Origin of the sequence: Pseudomonas sp. JS3066 (assembly GCF_036328175.1) — a bacterium.
GTDB lineage: Bacteria > Pseudomonadota > Gammaproteobacteria > Pseudomonadales > Pseudomonadaceae > Metapseudomonas.
In genome coordinates this window covers 638,517-658,779 of record NZ_CP143312.1, presented here as the reverse complement: position 1 = coordinate 658,779, position 20,263 = coordinate 638,517, and the positions used below count along the sequence as shown (strand labels likewise).

Annotated in this window: 17 protein-coding genes and 1 tRNA gene; 11 read left to right on the top strand and 7 right to left on the bottom strand. The window is 63.6% G+C overall.

Annotated elements, in window-relative coordinates; genetic code table 11:
* Nucleotide 1 precedes the first annotated feature (1 nt).
* Genes yajC through queA form a run of 3 tightly spaced genes read right to left on the bottom strand, consistent with a single transcriptional unit; the run spans nt 2 to nt 2,577 of the window.
* On the bottom strand, nt 2–343 hold the full coding sequence (gene yajC / locus SA496_RS03225) for a preprotein translocase subunit YajC (RefSeq protein WP_028628667.1): 342 nt from the start codon (nt 341–343) through the stop codon (nt 2–4).
* Nucleotides 344–397: 54 nt separating this feature from the next.
* Complete coding sequence (gene tgt / locus SA496_RS03220) at nt 398–1,513, bottom strand: tRNA guanosine(34) transglycosylase Tgt (RefSeq protein ID WP_162945901.1); 1,116 nt, start codon at nt 1,511–1,513, stop codon at nt 398–400.
* Nucleotides 1,514–1,527: 14 nt separating this feature from the next.
* The gene (queA, locus tag SA496_RS03215) at nt 1,528–2,577 is read right to left on the bottom strand and encodes a tRNA preQ1(34) S-adenosylmethionine ribosyltransferase-isomerase QueA (RefSeq protein WP_120652818.1); all 1,050 of its coding nucleotides are present in this window, start codon (nt 2,575–2,577) and stop codon (nt 1,528–1,530) included.
* Nucleotides 2,578–2,686: 109 nt separating this feature from the next.
* On the opposite strand from queA, the gene SA496_RS03210 reads away from it, so the two are divergent.
* From SA496_RS03210 to SA496_RS03200, 3 genes are all read left to right on the top strand, one after another.
* A tRNA-Leu gene (locus SA496_RS03210) sits at nt 2,687–2,772 on the top strand.
* Nucleotides 2,773–3,064: 292 nt separating this feature from the next.
* On the top strand, nt 3,065–3,277 hold the full coding sequence (locus SA496_RS03205) for a cold-shock protein (RefSeq protein WP_016491057.1): 213 nt from the start codon (nt 3,065–3,067) through the stop codon (nt 3,275–3,277).
* Between the two features lie 105 nt (nt 3,278–3,382).
* Nucleotides 3,383–3,880 (top strand): RDD family protein, encoded by a 498-nt coding sequence (locus tag SA496_RS03200; protein WP_153922331.1) that lies wholly within the window; start codon nt 3,383–3,385, stop codon nt 3,878–3,880.
* 51 nt (nt 3,881–3,931) lie between these two features.
* Here the strand turns inward: SA496_RS03200 and lptG are convergent, their stop codons facing one another.
* Both lptG and lptF read right to left on the bottom strand, forming a co-directional pair.
* Nucleotides 3,932–4,993 (bottom strand): LPS export ABC transporter permease LptG, encoded by a 1,062-nt coding sequence (gene lptG / locus SA496_RS03195; RefSeq protein WP_120652820.1) that lies wholly within the window; start codon nt 4,991–4,993, stop codon nt 3,932–3,934.
* A complete protein-coding gene (lptF, locus tag SA496_RS03190) occupies nt 4,986–6,107 on the bottom strand; it encodes an LPS export ABC transporter permease LptF (protein WP_330115043.1) in 1,122 nt (373 codons plus the stop codon). The genes lptG and lptF overlap by 8 nt, the downstream gene beginning before the upstream one ends.
* Nucleotides 6,108–6,249: 142 nt before the next feature.
* Here lptF and SA496_RS03185 point away from each other — a divergent pair, with 142 nt between their 5' ends.
* The 8 genes from SA496_RS03185 to rlmF all read left to right on the top strand — a co-directional run bounded on the left by SA496_RS03185 (nt 6,250) and on the right by rlmF (nt 15,470).
* Nucleotides 6,250–7,737, top strand: coding sequence for a leucyl aminopeptidase (locus SA496_RS03185; protein ID WP_330115042.1), 1,488 nt, complete (start codon nt 6,250–6,252; stop codon nt 7,735–7,737).
* Nucleotides 7,734–8,150 carry a DNA polymerase III subunit chi gene (locus SA496_RS03180; RefSeq protein WP_280359446.1) on the top strand — a complete coding sequence of 139 codons (417 nt, stop codon included), beginning with the start codon at nt 7,734–7,736 and terminating at the stop codon, nt 8,148–8,150. The genes SA496_RS03185 and SA496_RS03180 overlap by 4 nt, the downstream gene beginning before the upstream one ends.
* 13 nt (nt 8,151–8,163) lie before the next feature.
* A complete protein-coding gene (locus SA496_RS03175; RefSeq protein ID WP_120652824.1) occupies nt 8,164–8,628 on the top strand; it encodes a DNA polymerase III subunit chi in 465 nt (154 codons plus the stop codon).
* Nucleotides 8,629–8,748: 120 nt separating this feature from the next.
* Nucleotides 8,749–11,598 carry a valine--tRNA ligase gene (locus SA496_RS03170; protein ID WP_330115041.1) on the top strand — a complete coding sequence of 950 codons (2,850 nt, stop codon included), beginning with the start codon at nt 8,749–8,751 and terminating at the stop codon, nt 11,596–11,598.
* 63 nt (nt 11,599–11,661) lie between these two features.
* Nucleotides 11,662–11,958, top strand: coding sequence for a winged helix-turn-helix domain-containing protein (locus SA496_RS03165; protein ID WP_330115040.1), 297 nt, complete (start codon nt 11,662–11,664; stop codon nt 11,956–11,958).
* A gap of 41 nt (nt 11,959–11,999) precedes the next feature.
* A complete protein-coding gene (locus tag SA496_RS03160; protein ID WP_330115039.1) occupies nt 12,000–13,829 on the top strand; it encodes an SLC13 family permease in 1,830 nt (609 codons plus the stop codon).
* Nucleotides 13,830–13,863: 34 nt separating this feature from the next.
* Entirely contained in the window at nt 13,864–14,424 is a 561-nt protein-coding gene (locus tag SA496_RS03155) for a VTT domain-containing protein (protein ID WP_330115038.1), read from the top strand.
* A 56-nt stretch (nt 14,425–14,480) separates the two neighbouring features.
* The gene (rlmF, locus tag SA496_RS03150) at nt 14,481–15,470 is read left to right on the top strand and encodes a 23S rRNA (adenine(1618)-N(6))-methyltransferase RlmF (protein ID WP_330115037.1); all 990 of its coding nucleotides are present in this window, start codon (nt 14,481–14,483) and stop codon (nt 15,468–15,470) included.
* Between the two features lie 85 nt (nt 15,471–15,555).
* Here rlmF and SA496_RS03145 read toward each other — a convergent pair whose 3' ends face one another.
* Nucleotides 15,556–18,984, bottom strand: a complete 3,429-nt coding sequence (locus tag SA496_RS03145; RefSeq protein WP_330115036.1) for an AAA family ATPase — start codon at nt 18,982–18,984, stop codon at nt 15,556–15,558.
* A complete protein-coding gene (sbcD, locus tag SA496_RS03140) occupies nt 18,981–20,201 on the bottom strand; it encodes an exonuclease subunit SbcD (RefSeq protein WP_120652830.1) in 1,221 nt (406 codons plus the stop codon). Before sbcD ends, SA496_RS03145 begins: the two co-directional genes overlap by 4 nt.
* Nucleotides 20,202–20,263: the final 62 nt, after the last annotated feature.

The window sequence follows — 20,263 nt, the reverse complement described above, 5'->3', positions numbered from 1 at the left end:
GTCAGATGGCTTTCAGCGTGCCCTTCGGCAGGGTCGCCGCGATAGCCGCCTTCTGGAACTTCAGCTCTACGCTGTCAGACACTTCGATGACCACGAAGTCATCGGTGACCTTGGTGACCTTGCCGGCAATGCCGCCGGAGGTGACCACTTCATCACCCTTCTGCAGACTGCCCAGGAGGTTTTTGTGCTCCTTGGCGCGCTTGGCCTGGGGACGCCAGATCATCAGATAGAAGATGACCAGGAAACCGATCAGGAAAACCCACTCGAAGCCGGTACCGGCAGGGCCTGCAGCGGCGGCCGGCGCAGCGGCGTCGGCATAGGCGGCGGGAATCAGAAAGCTCATGTAGCACTCCTGTTGCGGAAATTTAAAAAAATCGACTCTGGATATGCGGCTTTATCAGTCCAGGGGCGGAGTCGGTAGTCCGCGCTTGGCGTAGAAGGCATCGACAAAGGCGGCCAATTTACCCTGTTGGATAGCCTCGCGCAAACCAGCCATCAGGCGCTGGTAATGCCGCAAGTTGTGGATTGTATTCAACATGCTGCCGAGCATTTCGCCGCATTTGTCCAAATGATGGAGATAGGCGCGCGAGAAGTGTTTGCAGGTGTAACAGTCGCAAGTCGGGTCCAGCGGAGACTCGTCATGCTTATGCACTGAGTTGCGGATTTTCAGCACGCCGGTGTCGATGAACAGGTGGCCATTTCGCGCGTTGCGCGTCGGCATCACGCAGTCGAACATGTCCACTCCGCGGCGCACACCCTCCACCAGATCCTCCGGCTTGCCCACCCCCATGAGGTAGCGCGGCTTGTCTGCCGGCATCTGCCCGGGCAGGTAGTCCAGCACACGAATCATCTCGTCCTTCGGTTCGCCTACCGACAGGCCACCGATGGCCAAGCCATCGAAGCCGATTTCACTGAGGCCTTCCAGGGAGCGCATGCGCAGCTCTTCGTGCATGCCACCCTGGACGATCCCAAACAGCGCGGCAGTGCTTTCACCATGGGCGACCTTGGAGCGCTTTGCCCAACGCAGGGAAAGCTCCATGGAACGCCTGGCCGTATCGAAGTCCGCCGGATAAGGCGTGCATTCGTCGAAGATCATCACGATGTCGGACCCCAGGTCGCGCTGGACCTGCATGGATTCCTCGGGCCCCATGAACACTTTCGCGCCATCCACCGGCGAGGCGAATGTCACGCCCTCCTCCTTGATCTTGCGCATGGCACCCAGACTGAACACCTGGAAGCCACCGGAGTCGGTGAGGATTGGCCCCTGCCACTGCATGAAGTCGTGCAGGTCGCCATGGCGCTTGATCACCTCCATGCCCGGCCGCAGCCAGAGGTGGAAGGTATTGCCAAGGATGATCTGCGCGCCGATCCCTTCGATATCGCGCGGCAACATCCCCTTCACGGTGCCGTAGGTTCCTACAGGCATGAAGGCGGGCGTCTCGACAACCCCCCGGGGGAAGGTCAGGCGGCCACGACGGGCCTTGCCATCGGTAGCCAGCAGCTCGAAGTTCATCCGGCAGGTGCGCGTCATGCTTGGTCCTCGGGCCCGCGGGGGGCGGGATTGCGGGTGATGAACATGGCATCACCGTAACTGAAGAATCGGTAGCCCTGCTCCACTGCTGCAGCGTAGGCAGCCATGGTCTCTGGATAGCCAGCAAAGGCGGAAACCAGCATCAGCAGGGTGGATTCGGGCAAATGGAAATTGGTAACCAAGGCGTCGACCACATGGAAGGGTCGGCCGGGGTACAGGAAAATATCGGTGTCGCCGCTGAAGGCCTTGAGCAGGCCGTCCCGCGCCGCACTTTCCAGGGAGCGCACGCTGGTGGTTCCTACAGCGACCACCCTTCCTCCACGAGCACGGCAGGCAGCAACGGCTTCGACCACATCCTGGCCCACTTCGAGCCACTCGCGGTGCATGTGGTGATCCTCGATGCGCTCGACCCTTACTGGTTGGAAAGTACCTGCCCCGACGTGCAGCGTGACGAAGGCACTCGCCACCCCTTTGGCGGAAATGGCCTCAAGCAGATCCTGGTCGAAATGCAGCCCTGCCGTAGGCGCTGCAACGGCCCCGGCGTGGCGCGCGTAGACGGTCTGGTAACGCTCGCGATCGGCGTCTTCGTCAGGCCTGTCTATATAGGGCGGCAGCGGCATGTGGCCGACCCTGTCAAGCAGCGGCAGCACTTCTTCGGCGAACTTCAGTTCGAACAACGCATCATGGCGAGCAACCATCTCGGCCTCCCCACCGCCATCGATCTGCAGGATCGAGCCGGGCTTGGGCGACTTACTGGAACGCACGTGGGCCAGTACGCGATGGCTGTCCAGCACGCGTTCGACAAGAATCTCGAGCCTGCCGCCTGAAGCCTTCTGGCCGAACAGCCGTGCAGGAATGACCCGAGTGTTGTTGAACACCATCAGATCACCCGGACGCAGGTATTCCAGGAGGTCGGAGAAATGACGATGGCTCAGTGCACCCGATTCGCCGTTCAGTACAAGGAGGCGACTGGCGCGACGCTCGGCCAGTGGATGACGGGCAATAAGAGCTTCAGGGAGCTCGAAGTGGAAGTCGGCTACGCGCATGGTGGGAGGTCGTATCGCAGGGGCGCAGATAGTACAGGAAATGCCCGTTTCTGACCACGCAGACGGATTGACCGACTCAGAGCGTCTCCCTATACTGCGCCGCCATCGTGCCCCGGTGGCGGAATGGTAGACGCGGCGGATTCAAAATCCGTTTCTGGCGACAGAGTGAGAGTTCGAGTCTCTCCCGGGGCACCACGATATCTTCAAGCCTGTCCTAGGCTTTCTCCCCCCAACTTTCCGCCCGTCCGGGGCCCTTCTCCCGCCCATAAATATTGGTCTTTCGGGGCTTGGCATTTCCGGGAAACTTAGCGTAGAGTTGGCCAACTGTGTTTGCATGGGTCGCTGTTGAATCGTGACCTGATGCGGTAGATCACCAGATCCGCTACATCCCGCTCGACTTCTCTTACCTCTTTGCAACCAGTTCCAGCCCTTCTGGCGCATCAGTGAACAGCAGGCTGTCATCAACTTCAGTTTCAAGGAAAAAGATATGTCGAATCGTCAAACCGGCACCGTCAAATGGTTCAACGACGAGAAAGGTTTTGGTTTCATCACCCCGGAAAGCGGCCCGGATCTGTTCGTTCACTTCCGCGCCATCGAAGGCTCCGGCTTCCGTAGCCTGAAAGAAGGCCAGAAGGTTACCTTCGAAGCCGTTCAAGGCCAGAAAGGTATGCAGGCTGACAAGGTTCAGGTAGTTAACTAACTACCTGAGCTTCGCCGAAAGCCCCTGATGGAAACATCAGGGGCTTTTTTGTGTCTGCTAGTCGGCTGCTAGAATGGCGCGCCCTCCACACGCCAAGAGCCCGCAATGCCGAAACATCAGCTGCGCCCCCAGGGGGACTTCCCCTCCGCCGGGCTGGTTCGCCGCTTCGCCGCGATCTTCTACGACTTCCTCCTCTGCGTTGCCCTGCTGATGGTGGTCACCCTGATCTATCAACAGGTCTTACTCCGCCTGATCTACGGTGGCGAGCATCTGCGTCAACTGGCCGACCAGGGCGCGCTCTCCGGCGACCCGGTACTCTCCACGCTGCTGGTGTTTGCCCTGTTCGGATTCTTCGCCAAGTTCTGGACCCACAACGGCCAGACCCTCGGCATGCAGGTCTGGGGCATTCGCGTACAGAATAAGGATGGTTCGGCCATCAGCCTGTGGCAGGCCCTGCTGCGCTTCGTCATTGCCATCGGCTCCTGGCTGGCACTTGGCCTGGGCTTCCTCTGGAGCCTGTGGGACAAGGAGAAGCGCACCTGGCATGACATCTATTCCGAGACCCGGATCGTCCGCATTCCCAAGGACGCGCACAAGAAATGACCTCATGAAAAAAGCCGGCAAAAGCCGGCTTTTTCTTGCGTCGATTCGGGGTCAGCCCGCACGCCTCAGCAACCAGACACCTGCCAGGGCGCAGACGCCCGCCGGCACCAGAACAGCGAAGAGCGGCGAGAAGCCAAATACCAGACTCGAAGGCCCGAGCAGATCCTGGCTGATACGCACCACGAAACCGATAACGACACCGGTGAACACACGCTGCCCCAGGGTTACCGAACGCAGTGGGCCGAAGATGAAGGAAATCGCCATCAACACAAGGGCCGCCGTAACCAGAGGCTGCAGCACCTTGGTCCAGAACGCCAGCCAGTAGCGGCCGTTGTTCAGCCCCTGCTCCGCCAGGTAATGGGTGTAACGCCATAGTCCGGAAATCGACAGCGCCTCGGGCTCCATCACAACGGTGCCGAGCAGCTCTGGCTTGAGTTCGATATTCCAGCGCTCGGTGACACTGTTGAGTACTTCAGTGTGATCGCCACGGAAATGTGTAGTGGTCACATCTTCCAGCTGCCAAAAATCACCCTGGAACAACGCACGCTTGGCGAAGCTGGCGGACTGCATATGGCGCTCGCCATCGAAGCGATATCGGGTCACACCATAGAGCACACCATTGGGCTGCACGGCGTTGATGTGGACGAACTCTTCGCCCTGGCGATGCCAGAGACCGCGCTTGGAGCTTTGTGCATCCCCACCGCCCTGGGCCAGTGAGCGATTGGCCTGGGCCAGGTTCTCGCTCCACGGCGCGACGTACTCGCCAATCAGTATGCCCACCAGCATCAACACCAGCATGGGCTTCATCACCGCCCAGACGATACGGCCGATCGAAACGCCAGCTGCGCGCATCACGGTCAGCTCGCTGCTGCTGGCCAGGGTACCGAGACCGATCAGGCTACCGATCAGCGCCGCCATCGGCAGCATGTCGTAGACGCGACGCGGCAATGTGAGGAAGACGTACCAGGCAGCGGCGAGCACATCGTAGTCGCCCCCAACGTCGCCCAGTTCATCGATAAACGCGAACAGCGCTGCAAGGCTCACGATGATCCCCAGCACCGCAAGGATGCCGAAGAACACGCTAGTGCCGATGTAACGATCCAACCTAACCATGGGCCACCTCACGGACATCACGACGAGCCGCCCACTTCAGGCGCAGAGGCTCCCAGTACAACAACAGCAGGCCGACCACGATGAACAGTGCGTGTACCCACCACAGGCCGAGGGCCATGGGAATGCGCCCCTTGTCCAGCTGTCCGCGCGCAGCGATCAGCAAGGCCAGGTACGCCATATACAGAAGGATGGCCGGGAGCAGCTTGAGGAAACGACCCTGGCGCGGATTGACCCTGGACAGCGGCACCGCCAGCAGGGTGACGACGAACACCAGCAGCGGGATCGACAAGCGCCACTGAAGCTCGGCCTGGTAGCGCGGATCATTGCTACCGATCAGCTCGGAGGTGGGCACTGCCTCGCGCTCGCCGATCTCGGACGATATCTCGGGCTTGGGCAGCAGCACACCGTAGGTTTCGTACTGGATGATGCGGTAGTCGGCCTTGCCGGGGTTGCCGTCGTAGCGGTAGCCATTCTTGAGGATCAGGTAACGACTGCCATCCGGCTGGACTTCCTGATGCCCCTTCTCAGCCACCAGCACGCCAATGCCACGATCCTTGCCGTCCTGGCGCGAAATGCGCTTCTCGGAGATGAACACGCCACCCAGCTCGCCACGATCAGAGGAGAGCGTCTCGGTGTAGGTCACCCGGCCGCCCCCCTTTAGCGCCTGGAAACGTCCGGGAACCAAGGTATCCAGTTCGGTCAGGGCATCCTGCTCGTTGAGGATGCGAGCCACCTGGCCAACGCCCTGAGGCGCCAGGCCCAGGCTCAGCCAGGCCACCAGCAGTGCCACCAGCAGCGCAGGAGCGAGACTGTAGACCATCAGGCGCTGTTGGCTCATGCCGGTAGCGCTGAGCACGGTCATTTCGCTTTCGAGATACAGGCGGCCGTAGGCCAGCAGAAAACCGAGAAACAATCCCAGAGGGAGGATCAACTGGAGGAAACCGGGTATCCGGAAGCCCATGATCATGAACAGCACGCCAGGGTCCAGCGCCCCCTGTGCGGCTTGCGCCAGATACTTGATGAAACGGCCGCTCATGATGATCACCAGCAGCACGGCGCTGACCGCACTCAGGGTGACCAGGACTTCGCGGGAGAGATAACGGAAGACAATCAAACCAGACACTCCAGGGTTGTCAGGCTCACGCGGCTACGCTCAAACTAGCCGCTTTATGGCCAGCCCGTCGTTCTGACGGGCCACTGAAAAAATAGCCGGCATTATCCGTCAATCCCGGCTCTTTGTCTTGGGGACACATGTCATGGAATTCCTTGTCAAAAGCGCCCGTCTGGAAACCCTGAAAACCGCCACGCTGGTCGTTGCTCTCGGCGAAGGACGCAAGCTGGGCGAAGCCGCCAAGGCCGTTGATGCCGCAGCTGGCGGTGCCATCACCACCCTGCTCAAGCGCGGCGATATCGCTGGCAAGGTGGGCCAGACCCTGCTCCTGCACAGCCTCCCCAATCTCAAGGCCGAGCGCGTACTGCTGGTGGGCAGTGGCAAGGAGCGCGAACTCTCTGACCGCCAGTTCCGCAAAATGATCGCCGCCGTGAACGGCGTGCTGAAAGGCCTCGGCGGCAGCGACGCAGCCCTGGCCCTGGCCGAACTGGCCGTCAAAGGCCGCGACGCCTATGGCAAGGCCCGTCTGATGGTGGAAACCCTGGCCGATGGCGGCTACGTCTTCGACCGCTTCAAAAGCCAGAAGGCTGAGCCCAGGGCGCTGAAGAAAGTCACCGTGCTGGTGGAGAAGGCCGACCAGGCCGAGGCCGAACGAGGCAGCGTGCATGCCCAGGCCATCGCTACCGGCATGGCCTTCACCCGCGACCTCGGCAACCTGCCGCCGAACCTCTGCCACCCCAGCTTCATTGCCGAGGAAGCCAAGGCCCTGGCCAAGGCGCACAAGAACCTCAAGGTCGAAGTGCTCGACGAGAAGAAGCTCAAGGAACTTGGCGCCGGCGCCTTCCTCGCCGTGGCCCAGGGTAGCGAGCAACCGCCGCGGATGATCGTGCTCAATTACCAGGGCGCCAAGAAGGACGACAAACCCTTCGCCCTGGTCGGCAAGGGCATCACCTTTGACACCGGCGGCATCAGCATCAAGCCGGCGGCCGGCATGGACGAAATGAAGTACGACATGTGCGGCGCCGCCAGCGTACTCGGTACCTTCCGCGCGGTACTGGAGCTGCAACTGCCAATCAATCTGGTCGGCCTGCTGGCCTGTGCCGAGAACATGCCCAGCGGCGGCGCCACCCGCCCGGGTGACATCGTCACCACCATGAGCGGCCAGACCGTCGAGATCCTCAACACCGACGCCGAAGGCCGCCTGGTGCTGTGTGACACCCTGACCTACGCCGAGCGCTTCAAGCCGCAGGCGGTGATCGACATTGCCACCCTCACTGGCGCCTGCATCGTTGCCCTTGGCAGCAACACCTCGGGACTGATGGGTAACAACGACGCGCTGGTGAAGCAGATCCTCAAGGCTGGTGAATACGCCGACGACCGCGCCTGGCAACTGCCACTGTTCGACGAGTACCAGGAGCAACTGGACAGCCCATTCGCCGACATCGCCAACATCGGTGGTCCGAAGGCCGGCACCATCACCGCTGGCTGCTTCCTGTCGCGCTTTGCCAAGAAGTTCCACTGGGCGCACCTGGACATCGCCGGCACTGCCTGGGTCAGCGGCGGCAAGGATAAAGGCGCTACCGGCCGTCCTGTTCCCCTGCTCACCCAGTACCTGCTGGACCGCATCAAGTGAGAGTTGAGTTTTACGTACTCTCCTCGGCCAACCCGGCAGACCGCCTGCGCGCGGCCTGCCAGTTGGCTGCCAAGGGCTGGCGGCATGGGCTGCCAGTCCTCGTACGTTGCACCGATGCCGCCCAGCGCGATGAGCTGGACGCACTGCTCTGGCGTTTTCGCGCCGAAAGCTTCATTCCCCACAGCCTGATCGACGACGACGCCAATGCCCCGGTGGTGCTGGCTCTGGACGAAGCACCTGTAATCCAGCAGGGCCTGCTGATCAACCTCGCCTCGACCATCTCCCCTCACGTCGAGCACTTCAGCCGGATCATCGAGATCGTCAACCAGGAACCCGACCTGCTTGCCGCCTGCCGGGAGAATTTCCGTAGCTACCGGCAGCGGGGCTATGATCCGAAACGAGTCGAACTCTAGCCATACCGCACTGATGGACACCCCCAAGCCCCCCCAAAAACCGGCGAACCTGCTGGACGACCTCGAATCCATTCGTGCCCTGCTCGATGACGAGCCCGGCGACGCCGAACCACCATTGCTCACCGAAACCCTGGATGTCGATGACATCCCGCTGCTGTCGGAAATAGTCGAACCCGTGCCCGTGCCGCCGGCCACACCTCCTTCACCGCCGCAGCAGTCCGTGCTCCAGGCTGCCCCCGTCGCGTCGGCGCCCACAGCTGCGCCAGCCCCCGCCCCCACGCAGATGGCCGAGGCGATCCGCCAGCGCATGACGCCGGCTGGCAACCCGGAACTGGCCCGCCTGGACAGCGAACTCCGCGCCGCCGCGCAGCTGATCCTGCAGGACGTGATCGACGATTTCGTGCCGCAGATCGAGGCCGAGCTCAAACGCCGCCTCGAAGCGCGCCTGACTCGCCTACTGCCGCCTCGCCGGCAGTGATCCGACCCGCCCGGCAACCGCCGGGTGCCACCGGCAACGCACGCCAATTCTTTCGAGGGTCCGTTGCCGTTATACTCTCCCGTTTTCCCGTTCAGACGCCTCTAGGGTCCCCGCCGAACCATGGACAAGACCTACCAGCCCCACGCCATTGAAACTTCCTGGTACCAGACCTGGGAGAAGAACAACTACTTCGCCCCGCAAGGTTCCGGCGACCCGTACACCATCATGATCCCGCCGCCGAACGTGACCGGCAGCCTGCACATGGGTCATGGCTTCAACAACGCCATCATGGACGCCCTGATCCGCTTCCGCCGCATGCAGGGTCGCAACACCCTGTGGCAGCCGGGCACCGACCATGCCGGCATCGCCACCCAGATGGTGGTGGAGCGCCAGCTGTCCGCCCAAGGCGTCAGCCGTCATGACCTCGGCCGCGAGAAATTCCTCGAGAAGGTCTGGGAATGGAAGGAACAGTCCGGCGGCACCATCACCCGCCAGATTCGCCGCCTCGGCTCCTCCGTTGACTGGACGCGCGAACGCTTCACCATGGACGACGGCCTGTCCGATGCGGTCAAGGAAGCCTTCGTGCGCCTGCATGAAGACGGCCTGATCTACCGCGGCAAGCGCCTGGTCAACTGGGACACCAAGTTCCACACCGCCATCTCCGACCTCGAAGTGGAAAACCATGACGAGAAGGGCAGCCTCTGGAACCTGCGCTACCCGCTGGCCGACGGCCACAAGACCGCCGACGGCAAGGACTACCTGATCGTCGCCACCACCCGCCCGGAAACCATGCTGGGCGACAGCGCCGTTGCCGTTCACCCGGAAGACGAGCGCTACAAGAACCTGATCGGCACCTTCGTCGAACTGCCCTTGGTGGGCCGCCGCATTCCGATCATCGCCGACGAGTACTGCGACCCCGAGTTCGGCACCGGCTGCGTGAAGATCACCCCGGCCCATGACTTCAACGACTATGAAGTCGGCAAGCGCCACAACCTGCCGCTGATCAACATCTTCGACAAGGACGCCGCGGTACTCGCCACCGCCCAGGTGTTCAACCTCGACGGCAGCGTCAATGACCAGTACGACGGCAGCCTGCCCGAGCAATACGCCGGCCTTGACCGTTTCGACGCACGCAAACGAATCGTCGAGGCCTTCGAGCAACTCGGCTTGCTGGAAAAGATCGAAGACCACGCGCTGAAAGTGCCCAAGGGCGACCGCTCCGGCACCGTCATCGAACCCTGGCTGACCGACCAGTGGTACGTCTCCACCAAGCCACTGGCGGAACCTGCCATCGCCGCCGTGGAAGATGGACGCATCCAGTTCGTGCCCAAGCAGTACGAGAACATGTACTTCTCATGGATGCGCGACATCCAGGACTGGTGCATCAGCCGCCAGCTTTGGTGGGGCCATCGCATTCCAGCCTGGTACGACGACGCCGGCAACGTTTACGTCGGCCGCGACGAGGCCGAGGTTCGCGCCAAGCACAACCTGGGCGACATCGCCCTGCGCCAGGACGAAGACGTGCTGGACACCTGGTTCAGCTCGGGCCTGTGGACCTTCTCCACCCTGGGCTGGCCGGAACAGACCGAGTTCCTCAAGACCTTCCACCCCACCAACGTGCTGGTCACCGGCTTCGACATCATCTTCTTCTGGGTCGCCCGCATGATCATGCTGACCATGCACCTGGTGAAGAACGAAGACGGCACCCCGCAGGTTCCGTTCAAGACCGTGTACGTCCACGGCCTGGTGCGCGACTCCCAAGGCCACAAGATGTCCAAGTCCAAGGGCAACGTCCTGGACCCGCTGGACATCGTCGACGGCATCGACCTCGACACCCTGCTGGAAAAACGCACCAGCGGCATGATGCAGCCCAAGCTGGCCGAGAAGATCGCCAAGCAGACCAAGGCCGAGTTCCCCGAAGGCATCAACAGCTACGGCACCGACGCCCTGCGCTTTACCTTCCTCTCGCTGGCCTCCACCGGCCGTGACGTCAAGTTCGACATGGGCCGCGTCGAGGGCTACCGCAACTTCTGCAACAAGCTGTGGAACGCCGCCAACTTCGTCATCGAAAACACCGATGGCCAGGACACCGGTGTCAACGACGAGCCGGTCGAGCTGTCCTCGGTCGACCGCTGGATCATCTCGGCCCTGCAGCGCACCGAAGCTGAAGTCACCCGCCACCTCGATGCCTTCCGCTTCGACCTGGCCGCCCAGACCCTCTACGAGTTCATCTGGGACCAGTACTGCGCCTGGTACCTGGAACTGGTCAAGCCGGTGCTGTGGGACGAGAACGCACCCATCGAGCGCCAGCGCGGCACCCGCCGCACCCTGATCCGCGTGCTGGAAGTGGCCCTGCGCCTGGCGCACCCCTTCATGCCCTTCATCACCGAAGAGATCTGGCAGCGCATCAAGGGCCAGGCCGGCAAGAGCGGCGCCACCCTGATGCTCGAGCCCTGGCCGGTGGCCGTGGAAGAGCGCATCGACGCCGCCGCCGAAGGCGACATCGAATGGGTCAAGGCGCTAATGCTCGGCGTTCGACAGATCCGCGGCGAGATGAACATCTCCATGGCCAAGCGCATTGACCTGCTGCTGGCCAACACCAACGATGAAGACCGTCGTCGCTTGACCGAGAACGAGCCACTACTGAAGAAGCTGGCCAAGCTCGAGACAATCCGCGTGCTGGCCGCAGGCGAAGAAGCACCGATGTCCGCGACCGCCCTGGTCGGCGACATGCAGGTGCTGGTGCCCATGGCCGGCCTGATCGACAAGGACGCGGAACTCGCCCGCCTGGACAAGGAAATCCAGCGTCTGGACGGCGAAGTGAAGCGTGTCGGCGGCAAGCTGGGCAACGAAGGTTTCGTTGCCAAGGCTCCGGCAGAGGTGATCGAGAAGGAGCGCGCCAAGTTGGCCGAGGCCGAACAGGCCCTGGCCAACCTGACCGAACAGCGCGGCCGAATCGCCAGCCTGTAACCCCAACGAGGCCCGCTATTGCGGGCCTCGTTCATTGCACCGTCCGCCACGCAGGGCATGCCCATGGAAATCAGCAAAACCAAGACCAGCTTCTATCGCCGCCTCTACGTCGCCTGGCTGATCGACAGCGGCACCGCCACCAGCATTCCGGCCCTCATGGACGCCACAGGCATGCCGCGCCGCACCGCCCAGGATACCCTGCTGGCCCTGGCGGAACTGGATATTGACTGCCACTTCGAACAGTCCGAAGGCGAGCGCAACAACGCCGGACACTACGTGATCCGCAACTGGGGGCCCATCGACAAGCGCTGGATCGCCGCTAACCTGCAACAGATCAAGGCCGTCCTGGGTTACCCCTGACAGACTGCCGCTCCCCGCCAAGGAACCTCCGGGAGTACCGATTGAACGTCGATCTGCTGATGGTGCTGGGCCTGCTCATGGCCGCCATCACCCTGTTCGTCCTTAACAAGCCACGCATGGACGTGGTTGCCCTGCTGGTCATCGTCGCCCTGCCATTGACCGGCATTCTTGATATCAGCCACACCCTGGCTGGCTTCAGTGACCCTAGCGTCGTGCTGATCGCCGCCCTCTTCGTCATCGGTGACGGCCTGGTCCGCACCGGCATCGCCTACCGCCTGGGTGACTGGCTGGTGGCCCGGGCCGGCAGCAGCGAGACGCGTCTGCTGGTGCTGCTGATGCTGGCCGCTGCGGGCCTGGGCTCCGTCATGAGCTCCACAGGCGTGGTGGCCATTTTCATTCCGGTCGCCCTGGGCGTCGCCGCGCGGCTGAAGATCGCCCCGGCACGGCTGATGATGCCGCTGGCCTTCGCCGGATTGATCAGCGGCATGCTCACCCTGGTCGCCACCGCGCCCAACCTGGTGGTGCACAGCGAACTGCGCCGCGCCGGCCTCGACGGCTTCGGCTTCTTCAGCCTGACACCGGTTGGCCTTGCAGTATTGGCGCTGGGCATCGTCTACATGCTGCTGACCCGCCACTGGCTGACCCCCAGAGGCGTTGACCAGGCCGACGCCGCACCGCGCTTGACCCTCGCCGACCTGGCCACGGCCTATGCGCTCGAGGACCGCGAAAGGCGCCTGAAAGTACGTGCTGATTCACCATTGGTTCGCCAGGCCCTCAACGAGTTGGAGCTGCGCAAGCAGTACGGCATCAACGTGATCGCCGTCGAACGCCAGCGCCGCTTCCGCACCCTGCTGCTGATGGCCACCGGCAATACCCTGCTGGAGCCCGGTGACGTACTACTGGTGGACCTGGCCAGCCCGGCTATCGGCCTGCTGGGTGCCTACGAGGAACTCGGCCTGGAACCTCTGCCGCTGCCCTCTTCCTACTACAGCCTGCACGCCCATTCGCTGGGGCTGGCCGAGGTGGCCCTGCCGCCCGAGTCGAAACTGCCGGGCAAGACCATCCAGGAACTGGGTTTCCGCTCGCGCCACCAGCTCAACGTGGTGGGTCTGCGCCGCCATGGCGAGGCGCTGGAAGGCGTGCTGGTGGACGAGAAGCTGAAGGCCTCCGACACCCTGCTGGTGGCAGGTGAGTGGAAGGCCATTCACCACTTGCAGGGGCAAAGCCGCGACTTCCTGGTACTGAGCCTGCCTGCCGAGGTGGACGAAGTGGCTCCAACAGCGCGAAAGGCCCCCTACGCCCTGCTCAGTCTTGCAGTGATGATCTTCCTGATGGTCAGCGGCCTGGTGCCCAATGTGATGGCCGCACTGATCGGCTGCCTGCTGATGGGGGCATTCCGCTGCATCGACCTGGACAGCGCCTACCGCGCCATCCACTGGCCGACCCTGATCCTCATCGTCGGCATGTTGCCCTTCGCCCAGGCCCTGCAGCAAACCGGCGGCATCGACCTCGCGGTGAAGGGGCTGGTTGCGCTGCTGGGCAATGCCGGCCCCTACGCCATGCTCGCCTGCCTGTTCATCGTCACCGCGCTGATCGGCCTGTTCATTTCCAACACAGCCACCGCCGTGCTCATGGCGCCGGTCGCCATTGCCACCGCCCAGCAGTTGGGGATGTCGCCCTACCCCTTCGCGATGATCGTCGCCCTGGCGGCATCGGCAGCCTTCATGACGCCGATTTCCTCACCGGTGAACACCCTCGTGCTGGGGCCTGGGCAATACCGCTTCGGCGACTTCGTGAAGGTAGGAGTGCCCTTCACGATCCTGGTGATGATCGTCAGCGTCTTCCTGGTACCGCTGGTGTTCCCGCTCTGAGCTTCAATGAAAGGGACAACCGCGGAGTCCCTCCATGTACAAGTACCGGCGCCTGCTTCTGGTAGCCCTGTTTCTCGCATTACTTCTGGCAGGCTTCCAGTTCAGCGGCTTGCGCGAGCATCTGAGCCTCCAGTACCTCCATGACACATTGCTGGCCCATAAGGGTTGGGGCCTGCTGCTTTTCGCCCTGCTCTTCGCGCTGGGCAACCTGATCCAGATTCCCGGCTGGATCTTTCTCGCCGCCGCTGTGCTGGCCCTGGGGCGCGTCTGGGGAGGTCTGGCGACCTACCTGGCTGCCACCTTTTCCTGCTGCTCGACCTTCGTGCTGATCCGTCTGCTGGGCGGCAATGCGTTGCGCGAGCTGGACAACCGCCTGGCGCGGCGAATCATCGCCCACCTGGACGATCGCCCGGTGGCCGTCGTCACCTTGCTGCGGATGCTGTTTCAGACGGTACCGGCGCTCAACTATGCACTCAGCCTCAGCGGCGTGCGCTTTCGCCATTACCTGGCCGGAACCCTGCTCGGCCTGCCACTGCCCATCGCAGCCTACTGCCTGTTCTTCGATTACCTCGGGCGCGCGCTTCACCTCTCCTGACGCCAGACCCGCGCCTGTGGGAAAATGCCGCGCTTTCCCCTGCCGATGCCGCCACCATGCCCCAGCCTCCAAAGCGCCCTCGCACCGCCCCAGCAAAGCCGCCCGCCAGCAAGGGGCAATTGCATCCACGCAATCGCCATCAGGGTCGCTACGACTTTCCCCAGCTGATCCAGGGCAGCCCGGAACTGGCGCGCTTCGTGATCACCAACCCCTACGGCAAGGAGAGCATCGACTTCGCCAATCCGGAGGCGGTCAAGGTGTTCAACCGGGCCCTGCTGCGGCAGTTCTATGGCATCCAGCACTGGGACATCCCCGCTGGCTACCTCTGCCCCCCCATACCAGGCCGTGCCGATTACCTGCACGGCCTGGCCGACTTGCTGGCCGGGGACAACGGAGGGCGGATTCCCCATGGCAAGGACATCCAGGCACTGGATATCGGCGTTGGCGCCAACTGTATCTACCCGCTGATTGGCCATAGCGAGTACGGCTGGCACTTCACCGGCGCCGACATCGACCCGACAGCCCTCGGCTCGGCGCGCGCAATCGTCCAGTCCAACCAGTTGGGCGGCGCCATCGACCTGCGCCAGCAGGCAGGGCCGCGCAATATCTTCAAGGGCCTGATCGCGCCGGGCGAACGCTTCGACCTGACCCTGTGCAACCCGCCCTTCCACAGCTCGCTGGAAGAAGCCACCCGCGGCAGCCAGCGCAAGTGGAAGAACCTCGGCAAGCTCGATCCCAAGCGCAAGCTGCCGGTGCTGAACTTCGGCGGCCAGAGTGCGGAACTCTGGTGCGATGGCGGTGAAGTCGGTTTCCTGGAACGGATGGTGGATGAGAGCGTGCAATTCAAGGCACAGGTGCTCTGGTTCAGCAGCCTGGTTTCCAAGGCTGGCAACCTGCCCGGTATCGAGGCCCGCCTGCGTCGCAGCGATTCCGCAGAGATCCGCGTGCTGGAGATGGCCCAGGGTCAGAAGCAGAGCCGTTTCGTCGCCTGGACCTTCTTCGATGTCGCCGGGCGTGAAGCCTGGCGCAAGGAACGCTGGGCCTGATCGCTCGCCCGTGCCCGTAACCGGCGTTGCCTTGCAGGAGCGAATTCATTCGCGAATAAATTCGCTCCTGCGCTGACCGACTGGCCTACGCGCTAACTGCGAAGCGCGCATCCAGCCGGCTGTAGCCCATGCCCACGCCCTTGTGCACCTTGAGCTGCACCGGAATACGCTCCTTCAACGCCTCGACGTGGCTGATCACGCCGATCATCTTGCCGCTGGCGTTCAGCGCATCCAGGGCGTCGAGGGCTACTTCCAGGGTTTCACCGTCGAGGGTGCCGAAGCCTTCGTCGAGGAATAGCGAATCGATGCTGGTCTTGTGACTGACCAGATCGGACAGCGCCAACGCCAGCGCCAGGCTGACCAGGAAGCTCTCGCCTCCGGACAGAGTCTTGCAGTCGCGGACGACATCGGCCTGCCAGGTGTCCACCACCTCCAGTTCCAGCTCCCCGCCCTGACGACGGGCCAGCTGATACCGGCCGTGCAGACGCTGCAATTGCAGATTGGCCAGGTGCACCAGGTGGTCCAGGGTCAGGCCTTGGGCAAACTTGCGGTACTTGGCGCCATCGGCCGACCCCACCAGGCTGTTGAAGCGTTGCCAGAGGTCGTACTCGGTTTCCTGCCGGGCGATGTCGGCGAACAAGGCCTGCTGATTCTGCCGGCGCTGCTCGTCGCCGGAGAGCTGGGCACGGATTTCTCCCTGACGCTGGCTGAGTTCGCGCGTGCGCTCGCCCAGTGCCTGCCATTCACTCTCCAGCCGCTCGCGGTCCAGCTCACTCTGCGGCTCTGCCTGCAGGCGTTCAGCCTGGGCCCGGGCGTCGGCCCACAGGGCCTCGGCATCACCCAGCTCGCGATTCAGTCGCTGCTGCAGTTCAAGCAGGGCATTACGCTCCGCCTCATCCAGCAAGGCGGCAAGAAAAGCTGCTTCATCGGCAAAGGGACTCGCCGCCAGCCCCTGCCGCCAGGCATCGAGCTGCACGTGCAGCTGGTGCCGGACTTCCTGGACCCGTTGGTCCTGGCTACGCTCGCTGCCTTTGAGCTGGTTGAGTCGCTGCTGGGCAACGTCCAGCTCGGTCTGCACCAGCGCCAGCGCGGCCTGGGGATCATCCACTGGCGCCAGCGGCGTCTGACCGGTATGTCCGGCGGCCTGCCAGCGGCCTTGCCAAAGGCGGGCCTGCTCCCGAGCGGCGTCCAGGGCATGCTGCTGGTCACGCAGCCGGACTTCCAGTTGCTGGCTGGCTGCCTGGTCCTGCTGCCACTGCTGCCATTCGGCTTCACGCTCGGCGAGCCAGGCGTCGCCTGCCGCGGGCAAGCTGTAGCCCAGTGTCGCCAGGCCTGTGGACAACTGCACGCGCGCCGCGCCCTGCTCGTGGTCCAGTTGCTCCAGCCGCTGGACGTTGGCCCGTTCCTGCTGGCGCAGACTGGCCTGGTCTTTCTCCAGCAAGGCGAGCTGGCTCGTGCAATCGTGCAGCGCCTTGTCGCGCTGCTGGCGCAGGTCGCGGGCAGAGATCAGCGCAGCCTTGAACTGGTCCAGTTGTGCCAGTCGATCCTGCAGCGCATGCAGCCGCGCGGCATGGCCTTGCAACTCGGTCTGCAGGGCAGCCAGGTCCGGCAATTGCAGCTCCAGCGCCTGGCACAGCTCGCGCCATTGCTCCACGTACTGGCGCTGTTCAACCTCGGCACCTTGCAAGGCTTCGCCCAGCTGAGTCACCTGCGCTTCCACGGAAGCCAGGCGGTTGCTCAGGGTTTCGCCCTGTTGGCGTACCACGTCCTGGGCTGCCCTGCAGTCCTGCAACGCCTGCTGGGTGGCGGAAAGGTTGAGCGCCTGGTACTCGGCGATGGCCGGGTGCTCGAGAGAGCCGCACAGCGGGCAGGCTTCCCCCGGCTGCAAGGCGGCACGGTATGCCTCGAGTTGCTGGATGCGCTGTTCCTGCTCGAGAAGCTTTTCCTTGTCGGCGATCTGTTGCTTGAGTTCGGCGAAGCGACGGCGCAGGCCGTCGCGCTGTTCGACCAGGTTTTTCTGCTCGTCCTGCAACGGTTGCAGCTGCTCACGAGCGCGTGATTGGCGCTCGGCCAATTGCCGGCGTTGCTGCGACAGTTGTTCAAGACGCTCCAGTTGGCGCCCTCGCTCCAACAGTTGCTGCCACTGCGTGCGAAGCGCGGCGTCATCCAGCCCCCCCAGAAGCCCATCGAGCCGGACCTGGGCTTCTGCCTCCGCCTGAAGCGCCTGGCCCTGTTCGGCCCTGGCACTTTCCAAGGTGCTGCTGGACAGGCCGAAGCGCACGCCCAGCTCATCGGTCTGGCGCTTCAAATCCGCCTGGGCACGCTGTAATCCGCTCAACTCTTCCTGGCGCCGCGCCAGGGCGCCGAATTCGGCCCGCCAGCCCCCCAGGTGCTCGCCCAGCCGGGACCGCTGGGGTTGTTCGGCCAACCTTCTTTGCAGGGCTTCTCGCTCGGCCTGTAGGCCTTCAAGGGCATTCTGGCGCGCCTGCACCCACTGCTCGCCGAACTGGGCACCCCGCCACAACTGGTCGAGGATGCGTTCAGCCAGTGTCTGCAGGTCGTGCCGGGTGACCCGCAACTCGCTTTCACCCTGGTTCAATTGCTGCTGCGTCCGCTGCCAGTCGCGATGCAAGGGCAACAGCTGGCTGGCCGGCTCGCTGGCAGCCAGGCGCGACAATTGCGGCTGCGCCTGCTCTAGAGCGGCTCGGGCAGACTGCCCCTGTTGCCCGGCAGCCTGTTGGCGGGCCAGAGCCTTGTCCAGCTCATCGCGCCATTGTCGCTGGCGTTGCAGGTCAGCCTGGCGACTCTGCAGCAGGCGCTCTTCGTCGGCGAGAATGCCGGCTTCCTGTTGCAAGGCTGCGCGCGTGTCATCGCTCAGCAACTCCACGCCTTCGGCGCGGGCGCGCAGCTGATCCAGCCCGGCCTTCACTTCGCGGGTGCGTTCGAACACCCGCTGGGATACGCGCCCATAGATCTCGGTGCCGGTCAGTTCTTCCAGCAACTCCGCGCGCTGGTTGGCGTTGGCCTCCAGAAACGCGGCGAAGCCGCCCTGGGCCAACAGCATGGACTTGGTGAAACGCTCGAAATCGAGGCCAGTGAGGCTCTCGGTCAGCTTGAGCTTGTCGTTGATCTTGTCGGTGAGGATTTCCCCATCCAGCACCCGCGCCAGCTCCACCTTGGGCGGCTGCAGGCCGCCATCGGCCTTGTCGCGTGCGCGGCGCTGACTCCAGAAGGCGCGATAGGCCACGCCCTTCACCTCGAACTCCACCTCCGCCAGGCAATCGGCGGTGTGGCGGGTCATCAGCTCGTTGATGCTGGCCGACACCGTGCCCATGCGCGGTGTGCGGTGGTAAAGCGCGAGACAGATGGCGTCCAACAGGGTCGTCTTGCCAGCGCCGGTGGGGCCGGTGATGGCGAACAGGCCGTTGCCGGCGAAGGGTTCGCCAGTGAAATCGACCTTCCACTCGCCTTTGAGCGAGTTGAGGTTCTTCAGGCGCAAGCTGAGGATCTTCATGCCTGGCCCTCCTGCAACTCGGCCAGCACGTCGCGGTGCAGCCCTTGAAGCTGCTGCCGCAGCGTCTGGTCCAGCTCCTCGCTTTCCAGACGCTTGTCGAACACCTCTTCCGGATACAGCTCATCAAGGGTTTCCCGTGCCTCGCGCTGCAGGCCGGCCTGGGTTGCACCGCGCTCGCGGCGGATGCGCAACACCTCCACCGGCAGACCGTCGCAGAGTGCCGCCAGACGTGCCTGGAGGTCGCTGAGGTAGTCGTCCGTACTGATCTGCACTTCCACCCAGACCGGCTGCTGCGAGCTGCCATCCCGCGCCACCTCGGCGAACAGGGCCGGCAACTCCGACAGACTGCCACGCAGCGAGTAGAGGGCCTGGAAGCGCGGCACTGCCAGGGCTTCCACCTTGTGCAGTCCAATGCTGTCCAGCTCCACCAGCAACACTTCCTTCTGCTGTCGAGCCTCATCGAAAGACAACGGAATGGGGGAGCCGCAATAGCGGATGTGTTCCAGCCCCCCTACCTTCTGCGGCCTGTGGATATGTCCGAGGGCGATGTAGTCCGCCGCCGGGAAAGCGCTGGTGGGGAAGGCTTCCAGCGCACCGACGTAGATTTCCCGCACCGACTCGCTTGCGCTGGCGCCCACGGTGGTCAGGTGGCCGGTGGCGACGATGGGCAGGCCACCGCCCAGTTCGGCGCGGCGCTGCTCGGCCAGGGCAAAGAGTTTCTGATAGTGGTCCTGGATCGCCTGCTGCAAGGACAGCTGCTTGTCCGCTGCACTCTGTCCGGCCTGGCTCAGCAGCACATCGCGCGGGCGGATGAAGGGGATGGCGCAGAGAATCGCGCCCGGTTCACCGGTGCGGCGCTTGAGCACCAGCAGCTGCTCGTCCGGTTCGACGCCAACTGCCGGCACCACGCGCGTATCCAGCTGCGCAAGCAACGTGCGGCTTTCGCCAAGCATCGCCACCGAATCGTGGTTGCCGCCAAGCACCACCAAGCTGGCACCGGTGTCCCGCAGTTCGACGATGAACTGGTTGTACTGCTCGCGGGCGTAGCTGGGCGGCGCGCCAGTATCGAACACATCGCCAGCGACCAGCACAGCGTCGACCTCGCGCTCACGTACCTGCTCGATCAACCAGCGGCAGAAAGCCTGGTGCTCGGCCTGTCGGGTCTTGCCCATGAAGTGCTGGCCCAAGTGCCAGTCGGAGGTATGGAGAATGCGCATCGGGAATCACGGTGACGGAACGGAAATGCCGGCAACCCTGTCATTTCCTTCGCGGCCTGGCA